General features: G+C 71.7%; 17 protein-coding genes. 3 read left to right on the forward strand and 14 right to left on the reverse strand.

Annotation, left to right across the window (positions count from 1 at the left end; genetic code table 11):
- Positions 1 to 40: 40 nt before the first annotated feature.
- The 8 genes from MTQ12_RS05745 to aspS form a co-directional block, all read right to left on the reverse strand.
- Positions 41 to 952: a shikimate dehydrogenase gene (locus tag MTQ12_RS05745; protein ID WP_247424933.1), complete on the reverse strand. Its 912-nt coding sequence runs from the start codon at positions 950 to 952 to the stop codon at positions 41 to 43.
- Positions 942 to 2,069 (reverse strand): endolytic transglycosylase MltG, encoded by a 1,128-nt coding sequence (mltG, locus tag MTQ12_RS05750; RefSeq protein WP_247424936.1) that lies wholly within the window; start codon positions 2,067 to 2,069, stop codon positions 942 to 944. Before mltG ends, MTQ12_RS05745 begins: the two co-directional genes overlap by 11 nt.
- Complete coding sequence (gene ruvX / locus MTQ12_RS05755) at positions 2,066 to 2,548, reverse strand: Holliday junction resolvase RuvX (RefSeq protein WP_345032186.1); 483 nt, start codon at positions 2,546 to 2,548, stop codon at positions 2,066 to 2,068. The genes mltG and ruvX overlap by 4 nt, the downstream gene beginning before the upstream one ends.
- Complete coding sequence (alaS, locus tag MTQ12_RS05760; protein ID WP_247424939.1) at positions 2,548 to 5,205, reverse strand: alanine--tRNA ligase; 2,658 nt, start codon at positions 5,203 to 5,205, stop codon at positions 2,548 to 2,550. Before alaS ends, ruvX begins: the two co-directional genes overlap by 1 nt.
- Before the next feature lie 191 nt (positions 5,206 to 5,396).
- The gene (rpsD, locus tag MTQ12_RS05765) at positions 5,397 to 6,023 is read right to left on the reverse strand and encodes a 30S ribosomal protein S4 (protein WP_137319828.1); all 627 of its coding nucleotides are present in this window, start codon (positions 6,021 to 6,023) and stop codon (positions 5,397 to 5,399) included.
- Between the two features lie 232 nt (positions 6,024 to 6,255).
- Positions 6,256 to 7,662 (reverse strand): FAD-dependent oxidoreductase, encoded by a 1,407-nt coding sequence (locus tag MTQ12_RS05770; protein ID WP_247424943.1) that lies wholly within the window; start codon positions 7,660 to 7,662, stop codon positions 6,256 to 6,258.
- Positions 7,663 to 7,732: 70 nt separating this feature from the next.
- Positions 7,733 to 9,211, reverse strand: a complete 1,479-nt coding sequence (locus MTQ12_RS05775) for a replication-associated recombination protein A (protein ID WP_137319830.1) — start codon at positions 9,209 to 9,211, stop codon at positions 7,733 to 7,735.
- Positions 9,208 to 10,986, reverse strand: coding sequence for an aspartate--tRNA ligase (aspS, locus tag MTQ12_RS05780; RefSeq protein WP_247424947.1), 1,779 nt, complete (start codon positions 10,984 to 10,986; stop codon positions 9,208 to 9,210). The genes MTQ12_RS05775 and aspS overlap by 4 nt, the downstream gene beginning before the upstream one ends.
- Before the next feature lie 62 nt (positions 10,987 to 11,048).
- Here aspS and MTQ12_RS05785 point away from each other — a divergent pair, with 62 nt between their 5' ends.
- The gene (locus MTQ12_RS05785; protein WP_137319832.1) at positions 11,049 to 11,444 is read left to right on the forward strand and encodes a metalloregulator ArsR/SmtB family transcription factor; all 396 of its coding nucleotides are present in this window, start codon (positions 11,049 to 11,051) and stop codon (positions 11,442 to 11,444) included.
- Positions 11,445 to 11,471: 27 nt separating this feature from the next.
- Here the strand turns inward: MTQ12_RS05785 and hisS are convergent, their stop codons facing one another.
- A complete protein-coding gene (gene hisS, locus MTQ12_RS05790) occupies positions 11,472 to 12,818 on the reverse strand; it encodes a histidine--tRNA ligase (RefSeq protein WP_247424950.1) in 1,347 nt (448 codons plus the stop codon).
- A gap of 18 nt (positions 12,819 to 12,836) precedes the next feature.
- Positions 12,837 to 13,532 (reverse strand): MBL fold metallo-hydrolase, encoded by a 696-nt coding sequence (locus tag MTQ12_RS05795; RefSeq protein ID WP_137319834.1) that lies wholly within the window; start codon positions 13,530 to 13,532, stop codon positions 12,837 to 12,839.
- A 116-nt stretch (positions 13,533 to 13,648) separates the two neighbouring features.
- On the opposite strand from MTQ12_RS05795, the gene MTQ12_RS05800 reads away from it, so the two are divergent.
- Together MTQ12_RS05800 and MTQ12_RS05805 are read left to right on the forward strand one after the other, a co-directional pair.
- Positions 13,649 to 15,055, forward strand: coding sequence for a DUF349 domain-containing protein (locus MTQ12_RS05800; protein WP_247424953.1), 1,407 nt, complete (start codon positions 13,649 to 13,651; stop codon positions 15,053 to 15,055).
- A 133-nt stretch (positions 15,056 to 15,188) separates the two neighbouring features.
- Positions 15,189 to 15,761 (forward strand): hypothetical protein, encoded by a 573-nt coding sequence (locus tag MTQ12_RS05805; RefSeq protein ID WP_137319836.1) that lies wholly within the window; start codon positions 15,189 to 15,191, stop codon positions 15,759 to 15,761.
- Between the two features lie 4 nt (positions 15,762 to 15,765).
- On the opposite strand, the gene MTQ12_RS05810 is transcribed toward MTQ12_RS05805, so the two are convergent.
- From MTQ12_RS05810 to yajC, 4 genes are read right to left on the reverse strand one after another with little or no spacing between them, the layout of a single operon-like run.
- Positions 15,766 to 18,075: a bifunctional (p)ppGpp synthetase/guanosine-3',5'-bis(diphosphate) 3'-pyrophosphohydrolase gene (locus tag MTQ12_RS05810; RefSeq protein ID WP_247424956.1), complete on the reverse strand. Its 2,310-nt coding sequence runs from the start codon at positions 18,073 to 18,075 to the stop codon at positions 15,766 to 15,768.
- A gap of 48 nt (positions 18,076 to 18,123) precedes the next feature.
- Complete coding sequence (secF, locus tag MTQ12_RS05815) at positions 18,124 to 19,179, reverse strand: protein translocase subunit SecF (RefSeq protein ID WP_137319838.1); 1,056 nt, start codon at positions 19,177 to 19,179, stop codon at positions 18,124 to 18,126.
- The gene (gene secD / locus MTQ12_RS05820) at positions 19,176 to 21,344 is read right to left on the reverse strand and encodes a protein translocase subunit SecD (protein ID WP_247424959.1); all 2,169 of its coding nucleotides are present in this window, start codon (positions 21,342 to 21,344) and stop codon (positions 19,176 to 19,178) included. Before secD ends, secF begins: the two co-directional genes overlap by 4 nt.
- A gap of 54 nt (positions 21,345 to 21,398) precedes the next feature.
- Positions 21,399 to 21,995 carry a preprotein translocase subunit YajC gene (gene yajC / locus MTQ12_RS14975; protein WP_348983848.1) on the reverse strand — a complete coding sequence of 199 codons (597 nt, stop codon included), beginning with the start codon at positions 21,993 to 21,995 and terminating at the stop codon, positions 21,399 to 21,401.
- Positions 21,996 to 22,055 lie beyond the last annotated feature (60 nt).

Here is a 22,055-nt window from a genome sequence, read left to right on the forward strand (position 1 = left end):
TTCCTCCATTCCGGTTCGGGGCGGTCGGGCGGGCGGGTGCTCAGGTGCCGGCGGCACGGGGCAGGGCGTCGAGCATGGCGGCGACGAGCCGTGCCCGGTGCTCCGGCGTGTCGAGGTCGCAGCCCGCGGCGGCGGTGAAGCCGAGGAACTGCTCGACGGCCTGGTGGACGAGCATGCGGGTGCCGGGCACCGCGGTCCCGCCGCGTGCGGTGAACTCCGCCAGGAGGTCGGGTTCCGCGCGCGCATAGGCGACGTCGAGGAGCGCCGCGGGCTGTGCGAACCGCTCGGGCCAGGCGAGGCGGACACCGGCCAGCGCCCCGGCGGGCAGGGTCGACACGGTGATGTCGGCCTCCCCGGGCCGCCAGTCGGCGAGCAGGCCCACGGATGCCTCGATGCCGAGCTCCTCGGCGAGGGCGTGCACGGCGGCGGCACGGGCCGGGGTGCGGACGGAGAACTCGATGGACTCCGCGCCGAGCTCGGCCAGCGCGGCGGTCGCCGAGGCGGCGGTCGCCCCTCCGCCGAGCACCGCGGCGCGCAGCGGGCGCGGGCCGGCAGTGCCGACGCCGGCCGCGCGGAGTGCGCGCACGATGCCGGCCACGTCGGTGTTCGTCACGCGCACGGAGCCGTCGGGGAGCCGGGTGAGCGTGTTGCCGGCCCCGGTGCGCGCGGCGACGGGGTCGATCTCCCAGCCGCGTGCGGCCGCGAGCTCGAGCAGCGCGTGCTTGAGCGGCATGGTGAGGGAGAACCCGCGGTGCTCGGGGTGGGTGTCGAGGAAGTCGGCGAGGCCGGCCTCGTCCACCTCGCAGCGGTCGTAGACGCAGCCGCTGAGGCCGAGCGCGGCGTAGCCCGCCCGGTGGAGCACCGGGGAGAGCGAATGGTCGATCGGCGAGCCGAGCACGGCCGCCCGCATCCGCGGCCGCGAGCCCGGCGCGACCGCCGCGTCAGCCGTCATCGCGATTGCGCAGCCATTCGCGGTACTTCTCGACGTTGCGCTGGTGCTCGGAGTAGGTCTCGGCGAACTCCGTCTCCCCGGTGTCGGGATTCGTCGCGACGAAGTACTGCCAGTCGCCGTCGGCGGGGTTCTGGGCGGCGTCGACGGCACTGCGGCTGGGCGAGTTGATGGGGCCCGGAGGCAGGCCGGGGTGCTTGTACGTGTTGTACGGGTCGTCGCTCTCCCGCTCCTCGGCGGTGGTGCTCGCGTCGTTCCGAGTGCCGAAGATGTAGTGGACGGTGGCGTCGGACTGGAGCAGGCCGTTCGTCTGCGAGGTGTCGCTGATCCGGTTGAGGAACACGCGGGCGACCTGCCGACGCACCTCCTCGTCGCCGGGCGCCTCGATCTCGACGAGGCTGGCGAGGGTGAACACCTCGTTGACGTCCTCGAGCGGGATGTCGAGCTCCTCGATCTCGGTCTTCGTGCGATCGACCATCTCCTGCACCATCTCCTCCGGGGTCATCCCGGGCCGGATGTCGTAGGTGGCGGGATAGAGATAGCCCTCGAGGCTCGGGGTGTCGACGTCGAGCCCGTAGTCTCCGGGGGTCTTGTCCTTCAGCGCCTTGACGACCTCGTCCTCGCTCATCCCGGACTCGATCATCCTGGCCTCGATCTGGCTGAGCCGGAAGCCCTCGGGGACCGCGATCGTCTGCAGCGCCTCCGGGTTGACGATCGCTTCGACTGCGGCGGCGGCGCTCATCTGCTTGCGGAGGCTGAGGTCGCCGGCCTGGATCGTGACCTCGCGGCGCTCGATCTCATCGAGGAAGGGGCGGGCGGACTTGATGACGTCCTCCTGCACGAGCTGGTTGGCGACCTGCGTGGCCGAGGAGCCGGGCAGCACGGTGACGACGACGGCCTCGCCGCCCTCGCCCTCGTAGTCGCCGGAGTCTCCGAAGATCTCGCTCACGACCGAGCCGGCGGTGGTGAAGGCCGCGAATCCGCCGATCCCGATGACGAGGACGGCGACGAGCGCGAAGATCGTGGTCCGCCGACGGCGCAGCATGCGCCGCCTGGCCTTCTCCCGGCGCTCGGCCCGACTCAGGCCGTCGTCGCTGGTGATCTCATCCATCTCGGTCATGCGGGGGCCTCCGGTGCCGGGTGCAGGAGCGTGCCGGCCGGCACGCCCGTGCTCTTCTCCTGGTCCACTGCGCTCTGCAGGATGACCACCGCGGCGACGGCGTCGACGATCTCGCGCCGCTTCCGGGCGCTCCGCCCCACCGCCTGCAGCACGGTGTGGGCCTCGGTGGTGCTGAAGCGCTCGTCGACGAGCCGCACCGGCAGTCCGGTCACACCGGCGATCTGCTCGGTGAAGGCCAGGGCGGCGTCCGCCGAGGCGCGTGCGGTGCCGTCGAGGGAGCGCGGCTGCCCGGCGACGAGCTCGATCGGCTCGACCTCGGCGACGAGCGCGGCGATCCGCCGCAGCGCTGCGGCGTCTCCGTCGCGCCGGTACACGGTGTCGAGCGGGGTCGCGAGGATGCCGTCGGGGTCGCACTGGGCGATTCCGACGCGCACGCTGCCGACGTCGATCCCGAGCCGGCGGCCGCGGCGGAATGCCATCAGCTCGTCTCCAGGGCGCGCGCCACCGCGCTCATCGCCGCCTCGGCGCGGCTCGCGTCGCTGCCGCCGCCCTGCGCGAGGTCGGGCTTGCCGCCGCCTCCCCCGCCGAGCTCGGCACAGGCCGCCTTGACGAGGTCGCCGGCCCGCAGCCCGGTGGCCTGGGCGGCGTCGTTGACGGCGACGACGACGGCGGGCTTCCCGCCGGCCACGCCGATCGCCGCGACGACCCCGGCCTCCGAGCCCATCCGGTTGCGGACGTCGAGGACGAAGGAGCGGACGTCGCCGGCGCCGGACACGTCGCCGAGCACGGTCCCGGAGAAGGTCACCGCTCCCACCCGACGGGCGGAGTCGAGCGCGGCCTGTGCCGCGCCGAGCACCTTCTCCTGGTTGAGGGCGGCGATCGTGCGCTCGGCGTCCTTGATCCGCGCGAGCAGGTTCTCGACGCGCTCGGGGACGTCCGCGCCGGGGACCTTGAGGAGGTCGGACAGCGACTGGAGGATCGTGCGCTCCTTGGCGAGCTCCCGGAACGCCGAGAGCCCCACCGAGGCTTCGATCCGGCGGGTGCCGGAGCCCACCGAGGCCTCCGAGATCACGGAGATCGGGCCGATCTCGGTGGTCCGGGCCACGTGGGTGCCGCCGCACAGCTCGCGCGAGAACGGGCCGCCGATGTCGACGACGCGGACCACGGAGGGGTACTTCTCGCCGAACAGCGCGAGCGCTCCGGAGGCCTTCGCGTCCTCGAAGGGCAGGTGCTCGTAGCTCACCTCGAGGTTGTCGCGGACCGCGATGTTCGCCGCGTCCTCGATCTCCGCGCGGGCAGCCGTGCTCGGCGCCTCGGGGAACGAGTAGTCGAAGCGCATGTAGCCGGGCTGGTTGAGGGATCCGGCCTGCACGGCGTTGGAGCCGAGGATCTCGCGCAGCGCTGCGTGCACGAGGTGCGTGGCCGAATGCGCCTGGGCGGCGGCGAAGCGGTGGCCGCCGTCGACTTCGGCATGGACGTCGCGCCCCACTGCGATCTCCCCGTCGAGCACCTCGATCCGGTGCGCGGGCAGACCCTTGAGCGGGTTCTGCACGTCGAGGACGCGGGCGGTGAAGCCGTCGCCGCGGATGATCCCGGTGTCGGCCTTCTGCCCGCCGGACTCGGCGTAGAACGGGCTGACGTCGAGGACGAGATCGACGGTCTGCCCCGCGGTCACGACGTCGACGGCCTCACCATCGGCCACGAGGCCGCGGATCCGGGAGTCGGTGGTGAGCGTGTCGTAGCCGACGAACTCGGTGGGGCCGGACTCGAGGAGCGCGGAGTAGGCGGAGAGATCGGCCTGCAGTCCGCCCTTCTTCGCCTTGGCGTCCTCCTTGGCGCGGCGGCGCTGCTCGGCCATGAGGGCGGTGAAGCCCTCCTCGTCGACGGTCACGCCCTGCTCGGCGGCCATCTCGAGCGTCATGTCGATGGGGAAGCCGTGGGTGTCGTGGAGCGCGAAGGCGACGTCGCCGCCGATCGTGCCGCCGGAGCCGACCTTCTCCACCGCCGTGGTGAGCAGCTGGGTGCCGGAGTCGAGCGTGCGGCGGAACGCGGTCTCCTCCGCGTAGGCGATGCGCGAGATCCGGTCGAAGTCGGTGGCGAGCTCCGGGTACGACTCCGCCATCGCGTCCTTGGACACCGGCAGCAGGTGCGGGAGCACGGGTTCGCTCACGCCGAGCAGGTGCATGGCGCGCACGGCGCGGCGCAGCAGGCGGCGCAGGATGTAGCCGCGCCCCTCGTTGCCCGGGCGCACGCCGTCGCCGATGATGATGAGGGCGGAGCGCACGTGGTCGGCGACGACGCGCATCCGCACGTCGTCGGAGTGGTCGGCCCCGTACTCCCGGTTCGACAGGGCGCTCGCGGCGGCGATCACGGGGAACACCTCGTCGATCTCGTACATGTTCTCCACGCCCTGCTTGAGGAACGCGACGCGCTCGAGCCCCATGCCGGTGTCGATGTTCTTCGCCGGCAGCTCGCCGGCGATGTCGAAGTCGACCTTCGAGCGCACCGCGGACAGCGCGAACTCCATGAACACGAGGTTCCAGATCTCGATGTAGCGGTCCTCGTCGGCGACCGGCCCGCCCTCGACGCCGTAGTCGGGCCCGCGGTCGTAGTAGATCTCGGAGCAGTACCCGCCGGGGCCGGGCTGTCCGGTGTGCCAGAAGTTGTCCTCGTTGCCGCGGGTCTGGATCCGCTCGGCCGGGATCGAGGTGTTCGCCAGCCACAGGTCGATGGTCTCCGTGTCGTCGCGGTGGACGGTCGCCCACAGGCGGTCCGGGTCGAAGCCGAGCCCGCCGTCGGCCTCCGGCCTGGTGAGGAGCTCCCACGCGAACCGGATGGCGCCCTCCTTGAAGTAGTCGCCGAAGGAGAAGTTGCCGTTCATCTGGAAGAAGGTGCCGTGCCGGGTGGTCTGGCCGACCTCCTCGATGTCCTGGGTGCGCACGCACTTCTGCACGCTCGTGGCGCGCGCGAAGGGAGCGGGTTCGCGACCGGACAGGTACGGGATGAACTGCACCATCCCGGCGATGTTGAACAGGATCGACGGGTCCGAGCTGATGACGGAGGCCGAGGGCACCACGGCGTGGTCCTGGGCCTCGAAGTATGCCAGCCAGCGTCGTCTGATCTCTGCCGTCTTCATTCCTGACCTTTCGTCCCGCGCGGCGGGCTCATCGGGTGACCGCCGGAGGTGTCGGCGGGCGGTGCGCATCCTGGGCAAGTCTAGTGGATGAGGCGGGCGGATGAATGGCGACTGCCCGGCTCCGCAGTGGGAGCCGGGCAGTGCGAATGATGGGCGCGGGTGCGCTCACCGGTGGTGCTGGTGCGTGCCGATCAGCGCGAGTAGTGCTCGACGACGAGCTGCACGTCGCAGGTCACGGGAACCTCGTCGCGCTTGGGGCGACGCAGGAGGGTGGCCTGCAGCGCCTCGAGGTCGACCTTGAGGTAGCCGGGCACGGCCGGGAGCACGTCGCGGTGCGCGCCGGCGGCGGAGACCTGGAACGGATCCATCTGCGCGGACTTCTCGTGGACGTGGATCATCTGGCCCTCCTTGACACGGAAGGACGGACGATCGACGCGCTGGCCGTCGACGCAGATGTGGCGGTGGACGACGAACTGGCGGGCCTGCGCGATGGTCCGGGCGAAGCCGGCGCGCAGCACGAGGGCGTCGAGTCGCATCTCGAGGAGCTCGACGAAGTTCTCACCGGTCAGACCCGGGAGGCGGCGCGCCTCCTTGTAGGTCTTGAGCATCTGCGCCTCGCGGATGTTGTACTGCGCGCGGAGGCGCTGCTTCTCCTTGAGGCGGACCGAGTAGTCGCTGTCGTTGCGGCGACGGGCACGGCCGTGCTCGCCCGGCGGGTAAGGGCGGCGCTCGAAGTACTTCTCGGCCTTCGGGGTGAGCGGGAGGCCGAGGGCGCGCGACAGGCGGACCTGACGGCGATCGCGTGCGGGTGCGGACATGTGTGGGTGACCTTTCGGTTCGCATCGTGTGCTCCGGGCGGGTCCTGCGCACACGATGCGCACGGGGGCTCGACCGGTTCCGGAGCCGCTGTTTCCCGGGCTGGGAAAGAGGGCGACCGGAGCGAGCACTCCGGAGCCGACCGCCTTCAGGGTGCAGGCACAGCAATCGATCATACTAGTCCGGTGGCGCCGCTGCCGTCCAATCGGCGGCGTCACCGGGCCACCCGAGGACTCAGACGGTGAGCGGGCGGAGCTCGCCGAGCACCTCGTTGAGCGCCTCGGTGCTCGAGGGGTGGGTCCAGATCCCGTCGCGCAGCGCATCGACGGTGACGTGCGCGCGCATCGCGAGCGCGAGGAGATTGATGACCTCCTGCGAGTCGACGCACCACACGGTCGCTCCGAGCAGCTCCCGGGTATCGGGGTCGGCGACGAACTTGATCATGCCGGTGGGGTTGCCGAGGATCTTGGGCCGCGGCATCGCCGCGATCTGCGCCACCGGTTTCGCGGCGACGAGGACGCTGAGTCCCTCGGCACGCGCCTGCTGCTCGTTGATGCCGACCCGGGACAGGGGCGGGGTGAGGAACATCGTGTTCGGCACGGCCGCCCGGTCGCTGCGGCGGCGGGTCCCGTCGCCGGTGAGCTGGCCGGCGACGATCCGGTGGTCGTCGAGGGAGACGTAGGTGAACTGGGGCCCTCCGTTGATGTCCCCGACGGCGAAGATGTGCTCGGCGGAGGTGCGCAGCGTGTCGTCGACACGGACGAATCCGCGCTCGTCGACCTCGACGCCGGCCCGCCCGAGGCCGAGCCCGGCCGTCGTGGCGCTGCGCCCGACGGCGAGCAGCACCGCCTCGGCCTCGACTGCGTGGCCGTCCTCGGTGCGGACGAGGGCCGCATCCCCGGTGTCCTCGATCGCGCTCACGGCCGACCCCATGAGGAAGGTCACGCCGGCGGCTTCGAGGTGCTCGGTGACACCGGCGGCGATGTCATCGTCCTCCCTGGGCAGGATCCGTTCCCCCGGATCGATGACGGTGACCTCCGAGCCGAAACCGGCGAACATGCCGGCGAACTCGAGCCCGATGTAGCCGCCCCCGACGATCGCGAGGCGCTCGGGGAAGGGGCTGGCGTGCTGGATCGTCGTCGAGTCGTGGACGCGGGGAGAGTCCGCGCCGGGGATCGGGGGCCCGGCGGGCACCGTGCCGGTGTTGATCACGATGGTGTCCGCGGTGATGCGCAGCCGGTCCTCGCCCTGGGTCACCTCGACGGTGTGCGGGTCGAGGAATGCCGCCTTCCCCATGACGATCACGGCGTCCGGGGCCTCCTCGACGAGCTCCCGGTTGCGGGTGTTGAGCTTGCCGATGAGCGCGTCACGCGCCTCCACGGAGGTGGTGAACCACTCCGCCGGCGGTGTCGCCTCGGGCTTCACCGCCGCCTGGTGGATGAGCGTCTTCGTCGGCACGCACGCGACGTTGATGCACGTGCCGCCGATCATCGACTCCGACTGCTCGACGAGCGCGACCCGGGTCCCGGAGCTGCCGAGGGTGCGGGCGAGCGTCTTGCCGCCCTTGCCCCAGCCGATGACGAGGACGTCGACGGCGAGGCCGGTGGATTCGGTTGTGCTGGGTTCGACCGAATCGCTCATGGCTCCACCCTACCGACCGCTGAGAGCCGGAACTCGTCGCCGGGGGCGTGGATGAGAGCCGTCGGCGTGCTCAGTCGGGGCGGCCGAGGATCCTTCGCAGGGCCGCGAGCCGCTCGCCCATCCGGGATTCGGCGCCGTTGGCCGTCGGCTCGTAGTAGCGGGTCCCGGCCAGCGACTCCGGCAGGTACTCCTGGGCGACGACGCCGTGCGGATAGTCGTGGGAGTACCGGTAGCCCTCGCCGTGGCCGAGCGCCTTCGCCCCGGGATAGTGCGCGTCGCGGAGGTGCAGCGGCACCTCGCCGGCCCTCCCCTCCCGGATGTCGGCGAGCGCCCTGTCGATCCCGCGGTAGCTCGCGTTCGACTTCGGGGCGCAGGCGAGGTAGACGACGGCCTCGGCGAGCGGGATCCGCCCTTCGGGCATGCCGATGCGCTCGACCGCAGTCTGTGCGGCGACGGCGATCACGAGCGCCTGCGGATCGGCCATGCCGATGTCCTCGGCGGCGGCGATCACCATGCGGCGGCAGATGAAACGGGGGTCCTCGCCGGCGGAGATCATCCGCGCGAGGTAGTGGAGCGCGGCGTCGGGGTCGGAGCCGCGGATCGATTTGATGAACGCGGAGACGACGTCGTAGTGCTGGTCACCGGCCCGGTCGTAGCGCACGACGGCGCGGTCGGCGGCATCTGCGACATGGGCGGCGGAGATGAGCGGGAGGTCGCGCTCCTCCCCCTCGGCGTCGGTCTTTCCGGCGCCGTCGGCCTTCCCCTCGGCGTCGGTCCCGGTGTCGGTTCCGTCCTCGGTGTCGGTCCCCCCACCGGTGCTCTCCCCCGCACCGGCGTGGGCGCGGGCGATCGCGGCGGCGGCTTCGAGGATGGTGAGCGAGCGCCGCCCGTCGCCGGCGGCGAGCGCGATGATGTCCTCCCGTGCGTCCGCGGCGAGTGCGAAGGTCCCGGCGAGGCCGCGCTCGTGGGCGAGTGCGCGGTCGACGAGCTCCCCGATGTCCGCGTCCGACAGCGGGCGGAGGGTGAGCACGAGCGAGCGGGAGACGAGCGGGGCGATGACGGAGAACGACGGGTTCTCCGTGGTCGCTGCGATGAGGACGACGAGCCGGTTCTCCACCGCGGGCAGCAGCGCGTCCTGCTGAGCCTTGGAGAAGCGGTGGATCTCGTCGAGGAAGAGGACGGTGGTGCGCCCGTGGAGCTCCCGGTCGGCACGTGCCTGCTCGATCACCCGGCGCACGTCCTTGACCCCGGCGGTGATCGCGGAGAGCTCGACGAAGCGGCGATCGGAGGCGTGCGACACGACGTGGGCGATCGTCGTCTTCCCCACGCCGGGAGGGCCCCACAGCAGCAGAGAGCTCGCCCCGGCCTTGTCCCCGGGCTGGGCGGTGACGAGCTGGTGGAGCGGCGATCCGGGGAAGGTCAGGTGGTCCTGGCCGACGATCTCCGCGATCGTGCGCGGGCGCATCCGCACCGCGAGCGGGTCGAGGACGGACGAGGCGGGCGCCCCGGAGGAATCCGGGACACCCGCCTGGCTGAACAGATCGGTCATCCGTCCTCGGCCTCGGGGTCGAAGTCGACCCCCGCCTCGGCGCGCTGCGCGTCGGTGATCGGGGCCGGCGCGTCGGTCAGCGGATCGTAGCCGCCCCCGGACTTGGGGAACGCGATGACCTCGCGGATCGAGTCCGCACCGGCGAGCAGGCTGACGATCCGGTCCCAGCCGAACGCGATGCCGCCGTGCGGCGGCGCGCCGTAGCCGAAGGCGTCGAGGAGGAAGCCGAACTTCTCCCGCGCCTCCTCCTCGCCGAGGCCCATGACGGCGAACACGCGCTCCTGCACGTCGGGGCGGTGGATGCGGATCGAGCCGCCGCCGATCTCGTTGCCGTTGCACACGATGTCGTAGGCGTAGGCGAGCGCCGAGCCCGGGTCGGTGTCGAAGGTGTCCATGAACTCCGGCTTGGGCGCGGTGAACGCGTGGTGCACCGCGGTCCAGCTCCCGGAGCCCACCGCGACGTCGCCGGAGGCCTCGGCGTCGGCGGTCGGCTCGAACAGCGGGGCGTCGACGACCCACACGAACGACCAGGCGCCCTCGTCGATGAGCCCGGTGCGCGCGGCGATCTCGCGGCGCGCCGCGCCGAGCAGGGCACGTGCCGCACCGGGTGCGTCGGCGGCGAAGAACACCGCGTCGCCCGGCTCGGCGCCGACGGCGGCGGCGAGCCCGGCCTTCTCCTGTTCGGAGATGTTCTTGGCGACCGGGCCGGTGAGCGAGCCGTCCTCCTGGATGAGGACGTAGGCCAGGCCCTTCGCGCCGCGCTGCTTGGCCCACTCCTGCCAGGCATCGAGCTGGCGGCGCGGCAGGGAGCCGCCGCCGGGGTGGACGACGGCGCCGACGTAGGGCGCCTGGAACACGCGGAACGGGGTGTCGGCGAAGTACGCGGTGAGGTCGGTGAGCTCGAGGCCGAAGCGGAGGTCGGGCTTGTCGGTGCCATAGCGCTCCATCGCCTCGTGGTAGGTGATGCGCGGGATCGGGGTGCTGATCTCGTGGCCGATGAGCTTCCACAGGGCGGCGAGGATCTCCTCGGCGAGCCCGATGACGTCCTCCTGCTCGACGAACGAGGCCTCGATGTCGAGCTGCGTGAACTCCGGCTGCCGGTCGGCGCGGAAGTCCTCGTCGCGATAGCAGCGCGCGATCTGGTAGTAGCGCTCGAGGCCGGCCACCTGGAGGAGCTGCTTGAAGAGCTGCGGGGACTGCGGGAGCGCGTACCAGCTGCCCGGGCGCAGGCGCGCCGGGACGAGGAAGTCGCGTGCACCCTCCGGGGTCGAACGGGTGAGCGTGGGGGTCTCGACCTCGATGAAGCGGTGGTCCTCGAGGACGCCGCGGGCCGCCCGGTTGGCCTGCGCGCGCAGGCGCATGGCGGCGGCCGGGCCGGAGCGGCGGAGGTCGAGGTAGCGGTACTTGAGCCGGGTCTCCTCGCCGACCTGGCCGGAGTCCTCGGCGTGGTCGGACACCTGGAAGGGCAGCGCACGGGCGGGCGCGAGCACCTCGATCTCGGTGTCGACGACCTCGATCTCACCCGTCGGCAGGCCGGGGTTGGTGTTGCCCGCGGGGCGCGCCGCCACAGTGCCCCTCGCCTTCACCACGGTCTCGTTGCGGAGCTGGTCGGCGTCCTGCTCGCGCACGACGACCTGGACGATGCCCGAGGCGTCGCGGAGGTCGATGAAGGCGACGCCGCCATGGTCGCGGCGGCGGTCGACCCAGCCGGCGAGGGTGACGGTGGAATCGACGTCAGCGGCACTCAGCGTGCCCGCCTCGTGGGTTCTCAGCACTGGGTCTGCTCCTTAAGCGTTGGGAGATGGTGCAGGATGGGACGGTGGTGCGTCCGGCACCCATGATAGTCGCAGGTCGTGGAGGAGGAGCCGTGGAGGACGGAATCGGGGAGGCGCCGACGAGCGCCCAGATCGAGGTGGCCGCGGAGACCTTCCGCATGCTGTCCTCGTCCACGCGGCTGCTGATCATGTGGCACCTCGTGCACAGCGAATCCGATGTCACCGGGCTCGCCGAGGCGTCCGGGGCGAGCGTGCAGGCGGTGTCCCAGCACCTCGCGAAGCTCCGCCTCGCCGGGCTCGTGTCCTCCCGCCGGGAGGGCCGCCGGATCGTCTACCTCGTGGACGACCCGCACGTCGTGACGATGGTGAGCGAGATCTTCGACCACATCGCCCCCGACGGCTCCCTCGCCCCGGATCCGGAGCCGCGCGCCGCCGGACCGCTCAGCGCGCGCAGCTGAGCGCCCGGAGCGCTCGGCCGCGGGGGCTCAGTCCCGGGAGACGGTGCGCACGGTCGGCCAGAGGTCCTCGGCCGGCGGGGTCCACAGCAGCGGATCGGCGCTCACCTGCTCGCCGGAGCGGATGTCCTTGACCTCGTGACCGGTCTCCCCGTCGAGGAACCACACGAAGGGGATGCCGCGGCGCTCGGCGAACTTGATCTGCTTGCCGAACCGGCTCGCCGCCGGGGCGACGTCGACGGGGATGCCGCGGGCCCGCAGGCGGGAGGCGACGTCGACGGCCTCGTCACGGGCGGCGTCGTCGGTGACGGCCACGAGCACCGCTGTCGGCACACCGCGGCTCGCCTCGACCATCCGGTCGCGCCCGACGAGCCGCGACATCAGACGCGACACGCCGAGCGACATGCCGACGCCGGGGAAGGTCCGCTTCCCCGTCGAGGCGAGCGAGTCGTAGCGGCCGCCGGAGGCCACGGAGCCGAGCGCCTCGTGCCCGATGAGCTGCGTCTCGTAGACCGAGCCGGTGTAGTAGTCGAGGCCGCGGGCGATCTTGAGCTGCGCGACGACGACGCCGGGCTGCTGCCGGTTCGCGGCATCGAGCAGCCGGCTCAGCGATTCGAGGCCCTCGTCGAGCAGCGGGTCGGACACGCCGAGCGCACGCACCTCCTCGGCGAACGCCCCCGTCGTGCTCTCGATCCGGGCGAACTCGAGGAGCCGACGCTGCTGGGACTCGTCGGCGCCGGCCTGCGCGGCGAGGAGCTCCCCGACCTTCGCCGGCCCGATCTTGTCGAGCTTGTCGATGCAGCGCAGCACCGCCGTGATGTCGGTGAGGCCGATGCCGCGGGTGAATCCCTCGATGAGCTTGCGGTTGTTCGCCAGGATCCGCACCCCGGGCACTCCGAGCTCGGCGAGCTCGCCGAACGCCTGGGCCATGACGAGGGGCACCTCGACCTCGAAGTGCTCGGCCAGCGTGTCCTCGGCGACGATGTCGATGTCGGCCTGGATGAACTCGCGGTAGCGCCCGTCCTGGGGCCGCTCGCCGCGCCACACCGGCTGGATCTGGTAGCGCTTGAAGGGGAACGGCAGCCGGCCGGCGTTCTCCACGACGTAGCGGGCGAAGGGCACAGTGAGGTCGAAGTGGAGACCGAGCGGATTCTTCGCGTCCCCGGGCTCGGCGTGGAGCCGGGACACCGCGAACACCTCCTTGTCGATCTCCCCGTCCTTGGCGAGCGCGGAGATCGGCTCGACGGCGCGGGTGTGGAGGGCGGCGAAGCCGTTGAGCTCGAAGGTGTGCTTGAGCAGGTCGATGACCCGCTCCTCGACGATGCGGTCAGCGGGCAGCCATTCGGGGAACCCCGAGAGTCGTGCGGCCTGGGCCATGGGTAACAGGTCTCCTGATCAGAGGAACGGATTGGTGCGCAGCTCGTGCGCGAGCCGGGTGGCCGGCCCGTGACCGGGCAGCACCGGGGTGTCGGGCAGGCTCGCGATGTGGGCGAGCGTGCGCTCCATCGCCTGCCCGTCGCCGCCGGCGAGGTCGGTGCGACCGATCGACCCGGCGAACAGCACGTCGCCGGTGAAGAGCACCTCGGCGGCGTCGCCCTCCCCGTGCGGATCGCTCACCCGCCACAGCGTCGAACCCTCGGTGTGCCCGGGCGCGGGGTCCGGGGCGATGGTGAGGCCGGCGCGCGTGAAGGGCTCCGTGCCGGACACCGCGGCGGCCTGCGGCGCGGTCCACTCCCCGACGAGCGGGGCGACGATGTGGGCGAGCTGCGCCGACACCGTCGAGGCGGGATCCTGCAGACGGTAGAGGTCGGGCTCCCCGATGAGCACCTCGAGGCCGGGGAAGGCCTCGAGCAGACGGGGCAGCCCGAGGATGTGGTCGGGGTGGCCGTGGGTGAGGAGGACGGCGACCGGGGTCCAGCCGAGCTCGGCGAGGACCCGCGCGAGGTCGGGGGCGCAGTCGAAGCCGGCATCGACGAGCACGCACTCCCGGTCCGCGGGGTCGTCGCCCGGGCCGGCCTCGGCGCCCGGCTCGGCGGCCACGGCATAGCAGTTGACGTCGAGCAGCTCGGCGCGGACGGCGGTGATCTCCATGCCCGCCAGTCTAGCGCGGGGCCCCGCACGGCCCGCGGTGGATATGCTGGGGTGTGTTCTGCCCATCGTCGAGTGATCATCCGTGATTCGACCGACGCGAAGACAAGGTGTCCAGCATGACCGACGACTCAGCCCCGCGCCCGACCGCACCCGCCCCCAAGCCCGGCCCGCGCCCGGGCGCTCCCAGCCCGGCCGCGCTCGCCGCGCGGGCGCCCGCGGCCGGGCAGCGCAGGGCCGCAGCGGCCGCCCCCCGGCAGGACCGCAGCGCCGCGCTCGCCGAGGCGATCGGGTTCGGCCGGATGGATGAGGACACGACCGTGTACGTCCGGACCGCCGACGGGGAGCGCGCGGTCGGCCAGTACCCGGATGCCGACGAGGAGCAGGCGCTGACGTACTTCGCGCACAAGTACCTCGATCTCGTCGACGCGGCCGCCCTGCTCGAGGAGCGGCTCGCCGCCGGGGCCTCCGGGGACTCGATCCGCGCCTCCGCCCGCACCCAGCACGACGCACTCGCCGAGGCCGCGGTCGTCGGCGACCTCGCCGCGCTCGCCGCCCGGCTCACCGCGATCCAGGAGTCCGCCGCGCAGACCGCGGCGGCCCAGTCGAAGGAGCGCGAGGCGGCCCGCGCCGAGGGTCTCGCCGCACGCACCGCGGTCGTCGAGGAGGCGGAGTCGATCGCCGGGACGGATCCGGCGCGCGTGCAGTGGAAGACCTCCGGCGCCCGGATGGCCCGGCTGTTCGAGGAGTGGAAGTCGATCCAGGCGAACTCCCCGCGCCTCCCCCGCGCCCAGGACCAGGAGCTGTGGGGGCGGTTCTCGAAGGCCCGCAACACCTTCGACCGGCACCGGCGGGAGTTCTTCTCCGACCTCGACAAGCGCAACGCCGAGGGCAAGCGGGTGAAGACGAAGCTCGTCGCGGAGGCCGAGGCGCTGTCCGGGTCGACCGACTGGCGCGGCACCGCCCAGGAGTACCGGGCGCTGATGGACCGCTGGAAGGCCGCCCCGCGGGCCGGACGCAAGGACGACGACGCTCTGTGGGCACGCTTCCGCGCCGCGCAGGACGTGTTCTTCGCCGCCCGGGAGAAGGAGAACGAGGCGATCGACGCCGCCTACGGGGAGAACCTCGTGGTCAAGGAGGAGCTGCTCGCCCGCGCGCGGGCGCTGCTGCCGATCACCGACCCGGCGAAGGCGAAGGACGAGCTGCGCCGGATCCAGGAGGCGTGGGAGGACGCCGGCAAGGTGCCGCGCGCCGACGTGTCCCGGATGGAGGGCGGACTGCGCGAGGTCGAGCGGGCGCTCGCCGCGGCCGAGGAGGCCGAGTGGAAGCGCACCGATCCGGAGACCCGCAGCCGCACCTCGGGCATGCTCGCGCAGCTCGAATCCGCGATCGCCGGTCTCGAGTCCGATCTCGCCGCGGCCGAGGCGAGCGGCGACGAGAAGCGGATCGCGGAGGCGCGCACCGCTCTCGAGGCGCGCCGCGCCTGGTACGAGCAGGTCGCGAAGACCGCCGAGGAGCTCGGCTGAGCCGGCCCTCTTCCCCCGCCGGGTGAGCTCCGCGGCCGCGCCGTCCACAGCGGAAGGCGCGGCCGACGTCGGTCTGTCCACAGCTGCGCGGCCGCTGTTGCCCCGGCCCGCCCGACGCCGGAGCATGGAGCGCATGGACGATGTGCTGCGGATCGGCGAACCGCTGACCTACACCGAGCTCATGGACCTCGCGCTCGACGGGCTCGTGTTCCGGCTCACCGACAGCTGCTGGGTGCCGGTCGGCACGCGCGTCGACGCGGAGCTCCGGGCGCGGGCGCTCGGCCGGCCGGCGGCGCGCGGGCTCGTGCTCTCCCACCACTCGGCGCACTGGGTGTGGTGGGGCGTGGGCACCGGCCCGACGACCCGCGAGTACACGACGCGCAGCCGGCGCCGGGCGCGGCGGGCGGACGATCCGTGGATCACCTACGAGCGCTGGGTGCAGGGGGGCGACCTCGCCCGGGTCGCCGGGATCGAGGTCACCGCTCCGGCGCGCACGCTCTACGACCTCGTGCTGCTGGCGTGGGAGGACTCCGGCGACGAGGAGCAGGCGGCGGCGAGGCTGCGACGGCCGGCCGCCCAGGTGCCGGCGGCGGAGCGGGCCGAGTTCCTCGACTACCTCGACGACCAGTACCGGCGGCCGCACGTGCGCGCGCTGCGCCGGGTCGCGGCGCAGGTGTTCGGCCCGGACGGGGCCGGCGGGGCTTGAGCGATCAGCCGCCGGTGATGCGGTAGACGTCGAACACCCCGTCGACGCGGCGCGCCGCGGAGAGCACGGTGTCGAGGTGGTTGGCATCGCCCATCTCGAACACGAACCGCGATTGCGCGACGCGCGCCTTCGAGGTCGCGACGGAGGCGGAGAGGATGTTCACGTGGTTCTCGGTGAGGACCTTGGTGATGTCGGACAGGAGGCCGGCGCGGTCGAGGGCCTCGACCTGGATCTGCACGAGATACACCCCGGAGCTGTGCTCGGACCACTCGACGTCGACCATCCGGTCGGGCTCGCGGCGCAGACCGGCGACGTTCGAGCAGTCCGCCCGGTGCACCGACACCCCGGCCCCGCGGGTGACGAAGCCGACGATCTCGTCGCCAGGCACCGGGGTGCAGCAGCGGGCGAGCTTGACGAGGATGTCGTCGGCGCCCTTGACGCGCACCCCGGACGTCGAGGAGTGGTGGCCGCGGGACTTGCCGGTGGGATTCGTCGGCGCGGGGTAGTCCTCGGGCTCGTCCCCGGCGACCTCCTTGGCCAGCAGGTCGACGACGTGGGCGGCGGACATCGTGCCGTTGCCGATCGCGGCGTAGAGGCCGGACACGTCGCCGAGCCGCTGCTCATTGGCGACGACGACGAGGGCCTCCTGGCTCATGAGCTTCTCCGCGCTGAGCCGGTGGCGGCGCATCGCCCGGGCGAGCTGGTCCCGCCCGGATTCGATCGCCTCCTCGCGCCGCTCCTTGGAGAACCACTGCCGGATCTTGTTCCGCGCCCGCGGGCTCTTGACGAATGCGAGCCAGTCGCGGCTCGGCCCGGCGTTCTCGTCCTTCGAGGTGAACACCTCGACGACGTCGCCGTTCGCGAGGGCGGTGTCGAGGGCGATGAGGCGGCCGTTGACGCGCGCGCCCATGGTCTTGTGCCCGACCTCGGTGTGGACGGCGTAGGCGAAGTCGACCGGGGTCGAGTCCGCCGGCAGGGAGACGATGTCGCCCTTGGGGGTGAAGACGTACACCTCCTTCGAGTTGACCTCGAAGCGGAGGTTGTCGAGGAACTCGTCCGGGTCGCTCGTCTCGCGCTGCCAGTCGAGCAGCTGGCGCAGCCACGCGATCTGGTCGACCTCGCCGGAGTCCCCGACCTTCGCCGTGCGGTCCCCGGCGCCGCTGAGCGCGGCGTGGTTGACCCGGCGGCGGTCCTTGTACTTCCAGTGCGCGGCGACGCCGAACTCCGCGCGGCGGTGCATCTCGCGGGTGCGGATCTGAATCTCCACCGGCTTGCCGTAGGGCCCGATCACCGTGGTGTGGAGGCTCTGGTACATGTTGAACTTCGGCATCGCGATATAGTCCTTGAAGCGCCCGGCCACCGGCGACCAGCGGGCGTGGACGTGGCCGAGCACCGCATAGCACTCGCGCACCGTCTCGACGAGCACGCGCACCCCGACGAGGTCGTAGATCTCGGCGAAGTCGTGGCCGCGGACCACCATCTTCTGGTAGATCGAGTAGTAGTGCTTGGGCCGCCCGGAGATCGTGTAGTCGATCTTCGACTCGCTCAGCTCCGCGCCGAGCTCCCGGGCCACGATGCCGAGGTACTTCTCCCGCTCCGGGGCGCGCTCGGCGACGAGCCGGACGATCTCGGAGTAGACCTTGGGGTAGAGCACCTGGAACGACAGGTCCTCGAGCTCCCATTTGATCGTGTTCATGCCCAGCCGATGGGCGAGCGGGGCGAAGATCTCGAGGGTCTCGGTGGCCTTCTTCGTGCTCGAGGCGGCGGGCACGTACTTCCAGGTGCGGGCGTTGTGGAGCCGGTCGGCGAGCTTGATGACGAGCACGCGGATGTCGCGCGACATCGCGACGATCATCTTCCGCACCGTCTCCGACTGCGCGGCGGAGCCGTACTCGATCTTGTCGAGCTTGGTCACCCCGTCGACCATCACGGCGATCTCCTCGCCGAAGTCCGCGCGCAGCCGATCGAGGCTGTACTCGGTGTCCTCGACGGTGTCGTGGAGGAGGGCGGCGGCGAGCGTCGTCGGGGTCAGGCCGATCTCGGCGAGGATCGTGGCGACCGCCACCGGGTGGGTGATGTAGGGGTCGCCGCTCTTGCGCATCTGCCCGTCGTGCGCCTTCTCCGCCACCCGGTAGGCGCGGAGCACGACGTCGATGTCGGCCTTGGGGTGGTTGTGGGCGACGGCCTGGAGCAGGGGTGCGAGCGCCTTGGGGTGCTCCGGGGTCTGCTGGCTGCGCGCCGTCCACCACGCCAGGCGCGAGAACCCCCGGGAGCGCTTCCCCGCACCGGCGGCGTCATCGACGGACTGCGCCATGCCTCGCCCCTTCTCTCGAACCTGCTCGGTCCATCGTACTCCGGCGGCTCAGGCGCGTGCGGACTCCGCGCGCTCGGCCTTCGCGAGCTCCTCGTCCTCGAACAGCACCGGCGCACGATCGGGCAGGCCGAGCCGTTCGCGGGTCTCGTCGACGAGCTGCTCCTGCTCCTGCACGGCGTCCTCCCGGCTGCGCAGCCAGGCGTAGAACGGCGAGGCGACGAACAGGGTCGAGGCGGCCGCGACGATCGTGCCGATGAAGAGCGAGAGCGAGATGTCGGTGAGCGTGCCGGCGCCGAGCAGCGCGACGCCGATGAAGAGGATCGCACCGATCGGCAGCACCGAGATCACCGAGGTGTTGATCGAGCGCACGGTGGTCTGGTTGACGCCGAGGTTGACGAGCTCGGAGAACTTCATCCGCCGGTTCGACTCGTAGTCATCGGTGTTCTCCCTGATCTTGTCGAACACCACCACGGTGTCGTAGAGGGAGAAGCTCAGCACGGTGAGGAAGCCGATCATCGCCTCGGGGGTGACCTCGAAGCCGAGCGTCGCGTAGATCCCCATCGTGACGATCATGACGACGAACAGTCCGACGATCGCGGCGAGCGACATCTTCCACGTGCGGAAGTACAGGGCCATGACGACCATCGCGATCGCGACGAAGATCACGAGGGCGCGGATCATCTTCTCGGTGACGTCCTGACCCCAGGTGGGCCCGACGAAGGTCGAGGTGACGTCCTCGTTGTCGACCTCGTAGGCCGCCACGAGCGACTCGCGCACCTGCTGCATCTCGTCGTCGGTGAGCTGGTCGGTGGTGATCCGCAGCGAGGTGTCCGAGGTCGGCACGACGTTCGGCTCCGCGCCGGGCACCACGGAGGTGATCGCCTCGGTGCCGATCGTCTCGTCGGTCTCGGAGGTGTTCGCGACGTGGAACTCGCTGCCGCCGGTGAAGGCGATCCCGAAGTTGAAGCCGTTGACGAGCGGCACGATGACGGAGGCGACGAGCACGACGGCCGCGATCGACAGCCACAGCTTCGTCTTCGGCACGAACGGGATCGACCTGCGCCCGCTGTGGAGGTCGTTGCCCCAGGCGAAGAACTTCTTCATCGTGCATCCCCCTCGGGCTCCGGGTCCGTCCCGGTCTCGGCGATGTCCTCGGTCGGCGCGCTCGCCTCGGCATCCTCGGCGGCGGCCCGGCGGGCGCGCGCCTTGCGCTCGGCGAGCGAGAGCTCTGCGGTGCCCTCGGTGTCCGGATCCGCGTCATCCGATTCGAGCAGCGCGGTCGAACCCGAGCGGTCGGCCAGACTGCGCCCGGACTTCCGTTCGGCGAGCGACCGGCCGGCGGTGCCGGCCCGCTTGCGCTCGGCGGCCGCCTGCCGTCGCTTCGCCTCCCCGAAGGAGCGGCGCTTGGAGGACTTCTCCTTCGCCTTCTCCATGTCGAGTCCCATCGCGCCGCGGTAGGCGGCCTGCTTGACGCCGAGCTGCCGCGGGTCCATGCCCGACATCGGGTGCCCCTCGCCGAAGAACCGGGTGCGGGCGAGCACCTGGAGCATCGGGTGGGTGAAGAGCACGACGAGCAGCACGTCGACGATGACGGTGAGGCCGAGCGTGAATGCGAAGCCGCGGACGTTGCCGACGGCGAGGATGTAGAGGATGACCGCGGCGAGCATGTTCACGGCCTTCGACGCGTAGATCGTGCGCTTGGCGCGGTCCCAGCCGATCTCGACTGCGGAAACGAGGCGGCGTCCCGAGCGGATCTCGTCGCGGACGCGCTCGAAGTAGACGATGAAGGAGTCCGCGGTCATGCCGATGCCGACGATGATGCCGGCCATGCCGGCGAGCGACAGGCGGTAGCCGTAGCGCCACGACACGAGCAGGAGGAGCAGGTAGGTCAGCACTCCGGCCACCGCGAGGCTCGACACCGTGACGAGGCCGAGCATGCGGTACTGGAACAGGGAGTACACGACGACGAGGAGCAGGCCGATCACACCGGCGAGCACGCCCTTGGCGAGGTAGTCGGAACCGAGCGTCGGGGAGATCTGCTGCTCGCTCTGCACCTGGAAGCTGATCGGCAGCGCGCCGTTCTTCAGCTGGTTGGCGAGCGTCTCCGCCTCCTCCTGGCTGAAGTTCCCGGTGATCTGTGCGCGGCCGTCGGTGACCGGGGTGCGGGACTCCGGGGCGGACAGCACGAGTCCGTCGAGGACGATCGCGAACTGGTTGTACGGCGGCTGCTGGCCGGTGATGGCACCGGTGATCTGACCGAACACATCGGCGCCGTAGTCGTCGAACTCGAGGGTCACGGCGAGATTGTTCGTCTGCGTGCCGGCCGAGGACATCTCGTAGCCGAAGCTCGCGTCGGTGACGTGGGAGCCGTCGAGCTCGACGGGACCGAGCACGAACTTCGCGGAGCCGTCCTGGGCGCACGCGACGATGGGCTCCTCGGCCGGGCCGCTGTCGCCGCCGGTGCGGTTCTCCGGGTCGGTGCAGTCGAGCTCGGCGAACCGGGCGAGGATCTCCTCATTCATCCACGAGGTGTCGCCGATCGGGTCGAAGCGCGGGAAGGTCTCGGCCGCCTGGTCCTCGGCGCCGCCCTCGGCCGGTGCCTCGTCGGCGGGTGCCTGCTCGTTCGAGCCTGCCGGGCCGGGCACCGCTCCCCCGGCCTGCGCGGGGTCTTCGGCAGCGGGGTCGACGTCGGCAGCGGGGTCCTTGGCAGCGGCCGGTCCGGAGACCGCTCCGCCGCTCTCGGGCTGTTCGGCGTCCTCGGGCGCACCCTCTCCGGCACCCTCCTCACCGGTGCCGAGGAGCTCGTCGAGGCGCTGCTGCTCCTCCTCGGAGAGCTCGGGCCCGGCGGGGACCTCCTCCTCGACGGGCTCCTCATCGGTCTGCGGCTCCGGGGCGGCGACGACGGCGACGCGGCGGAAGGCGAGCTGCGCGGAGGAGCGGACGAGGTCGCGCGTCTCCTCGTCGGGATTGCCGGGCAGGTTGACGACGATGTTGCGGTCGCCCTGGGTGGTGATCTCCGCCTCGGACACGCCGGTGGCGTCGACGCGCTGACGGATGATCGATACGGCCTGCTCGAGCTGCTCGGTGGTGATCGAGGCATCCTCGACCTGCGGCTCGAGGATGATCGAGGTGCCGCCCTCGAGGTCGAGCGCGAGGTTGGGGCTCCAGACGGCGGTGGACCAGATGGAGCCGCCGGCGATGAGGGCGATGAGGCCAGCTGTGAGGATTCCCAGCCAGGTGAAGCGCAGTCCCGGACGGGGCTTATTCACAGGTGCGGACACAGATCGGTCTTCCGTTCGTGAGGGGTGGGCAGCGGTGCGGGATCAGCGCTCGCCGCGCGGCTCGCCGGTCGTGCCGTCGATGTCGGTGCGAGGGGTGTCGGCGTCTGCGTCGGCGTCTGCGTCGGCGTCCACGGCGGTCTCCGGGGAGGCCTCCGAGCCGGGGGTCGACTGCTCGCGGCGGCGGGCCTCGTTGATCGCGTCGAGCTCGGCGTCGGTGATGCGGCGGCGCTCGGCCTCCTCGGCGGTCTCGGCCGGGGTGTCCTCGACGGGAGCCTCGGCGGCGTCCGCGCCGGCGGGTGCATCAGGCGCGGTATCGACGACCGGGCCGGCGTCCTCGCGGGCCGCGGCGTCCTCCCCGAGCGCGGGATCGGCCGGTGCGGCCTCGACGGGGGTCTGGATCTGACCGATCGCCTGGCGGTGCACGCGCAGCACGGTGCCCGGCCCGCTCTCCAGGGTGACCTCCATCTTCTCGGCGTCGACGGCGACGACCGTGCCGTAGACGCCGAAGGTCGTCATGACCTCGACGCCCGGGACGAGGTTGTCCGAGATCTGTCGCATCCGCGCCTGCTGCTTCTTCCGCGAGTTGAACATGAAGAAGATGAGCAGGGCACCGAGTCCGACCAGAAGGAGAATGTCCACGTCAGGGCCAGCCTTTCGCTGAGGAGAGCGGGGCCGGCGCACGGTGCGCGCGCGACCGCC

It is taken from the genome of Brevibacterium sp. R8603A2, assembly GCF_023072605.1.
GTDB lineage: Bacteria > Actinomycetota > Actinomycetes > Actinomycetales > Brevibacteriaceae > Brevibacterium > Brevibacterium pityocampae.

What these genes read in the sequence shown, in the direction of transcription:
- MTQ12_RS05745 (WP_247424933.1), bottom strand. Translation starts at nt 952, where the DNA reads ATGACGGCTGACGCGGCGGTCGCGCCGGGCTCGCGGCCGCGGATGCGG.
- mltG (WP_247424936.1), bottom strand. Translation starts at nt 2,069, where the DNA reads ATGACCGAGATGGATGAGATCACCAGCGACGACGGCCTGAGTCGGGCC.
- ruvX (WP_345032186.1), bottom strand. Translation starts at nt 2,548, where the DNA reads ATGGCATTCCGCCGCGGCCGCCGGCTCGGGATCGACGTCGGCAGCGTG.
- alaS (WP_247424939.1), bottom strand. Translation starts at nt 5,205, where the DNA reads ATGAAGACGGCAGAGATCAGACGACGCTGGCTGGCATACTTCGAGGCC.
- rpsD (WP_137319828.1), bottom strand. Translation starts at nt 6,023, where the DNA reads ATGTCCGCACCCGCACGCGATCGCCGTCAGGTCCGCCTGTCGCGCGCC.
- MTQ12_RS05770 (WP_247424943.1), bottom strand. Translation starts at nt 7,662, where the DNA reads ATGAGCGATTCGGTCGAACCCAGCACAACCGAATCCACCGGCCTCGCC.
- MTQ12_RS05775 (WP_137319830.1), bottom strand. Translation starts at nt 9,211, where the DNA reads ATGACCGATCTGTTCAGCCAGGCGGGTGTCCCGGATTCCTCCGGGGCG.
- MTQ12_RS05785 (WP_137319832.1), top strand. Translation starts at nt 11,049, where the DNA reads ATGATAGTCGCAGGTCGTGGAGGAGGAGCCGTGGAGGACGGAATCGGG.
- hisS (WP_247424950.1), bottom strand. Translation starts at nt 12,818, where the DNA reads ATGGCCCAGGCCGCACGACTCTCGGGGTTCCCCGAATGGCTGCCCGCT.
- MTQ12_RS05795 (WP_137319834.1), bottom strand. Translation starts at nt 13,532, where the DNA reads ATGGAGATCACCGCCGTCCGCGCCGAGCTGCTCGACGTCAACTGCTAT.
- MTQ12_RS05800 (WP_247424953.1), top strand. Translation starts at nt 13,649, where the DNA reads ATGACCGACGACTCAGCCCCGCGCCCGACCGCACCCGCCCCCAAGCCC.
- MTQ12_RS05805 (WP_137319836.1), top strand. Translation starts at nt 15,189, where the DNA reads ATGGACGATGTGCTGCGGATCGGCGAACCGCTGACCTACACCGAGCTC.
- MTQ12_RS05810 (WP_247424956.1), bottom strand. Translation starts at nt 18,075, where the DNA reads ATGGCGCAGTCCGTCGATGACGCCGCCGGTGCGGGGAAGCGCTCCCGG.
- secF (WP_137319838.1), bottom strand. Translation starts at nt 19,179, where the DNA reads ATGAAGAAGTTCTTCGCCTGGGGCAACGACCTCCACAGCGGGCGCAGG.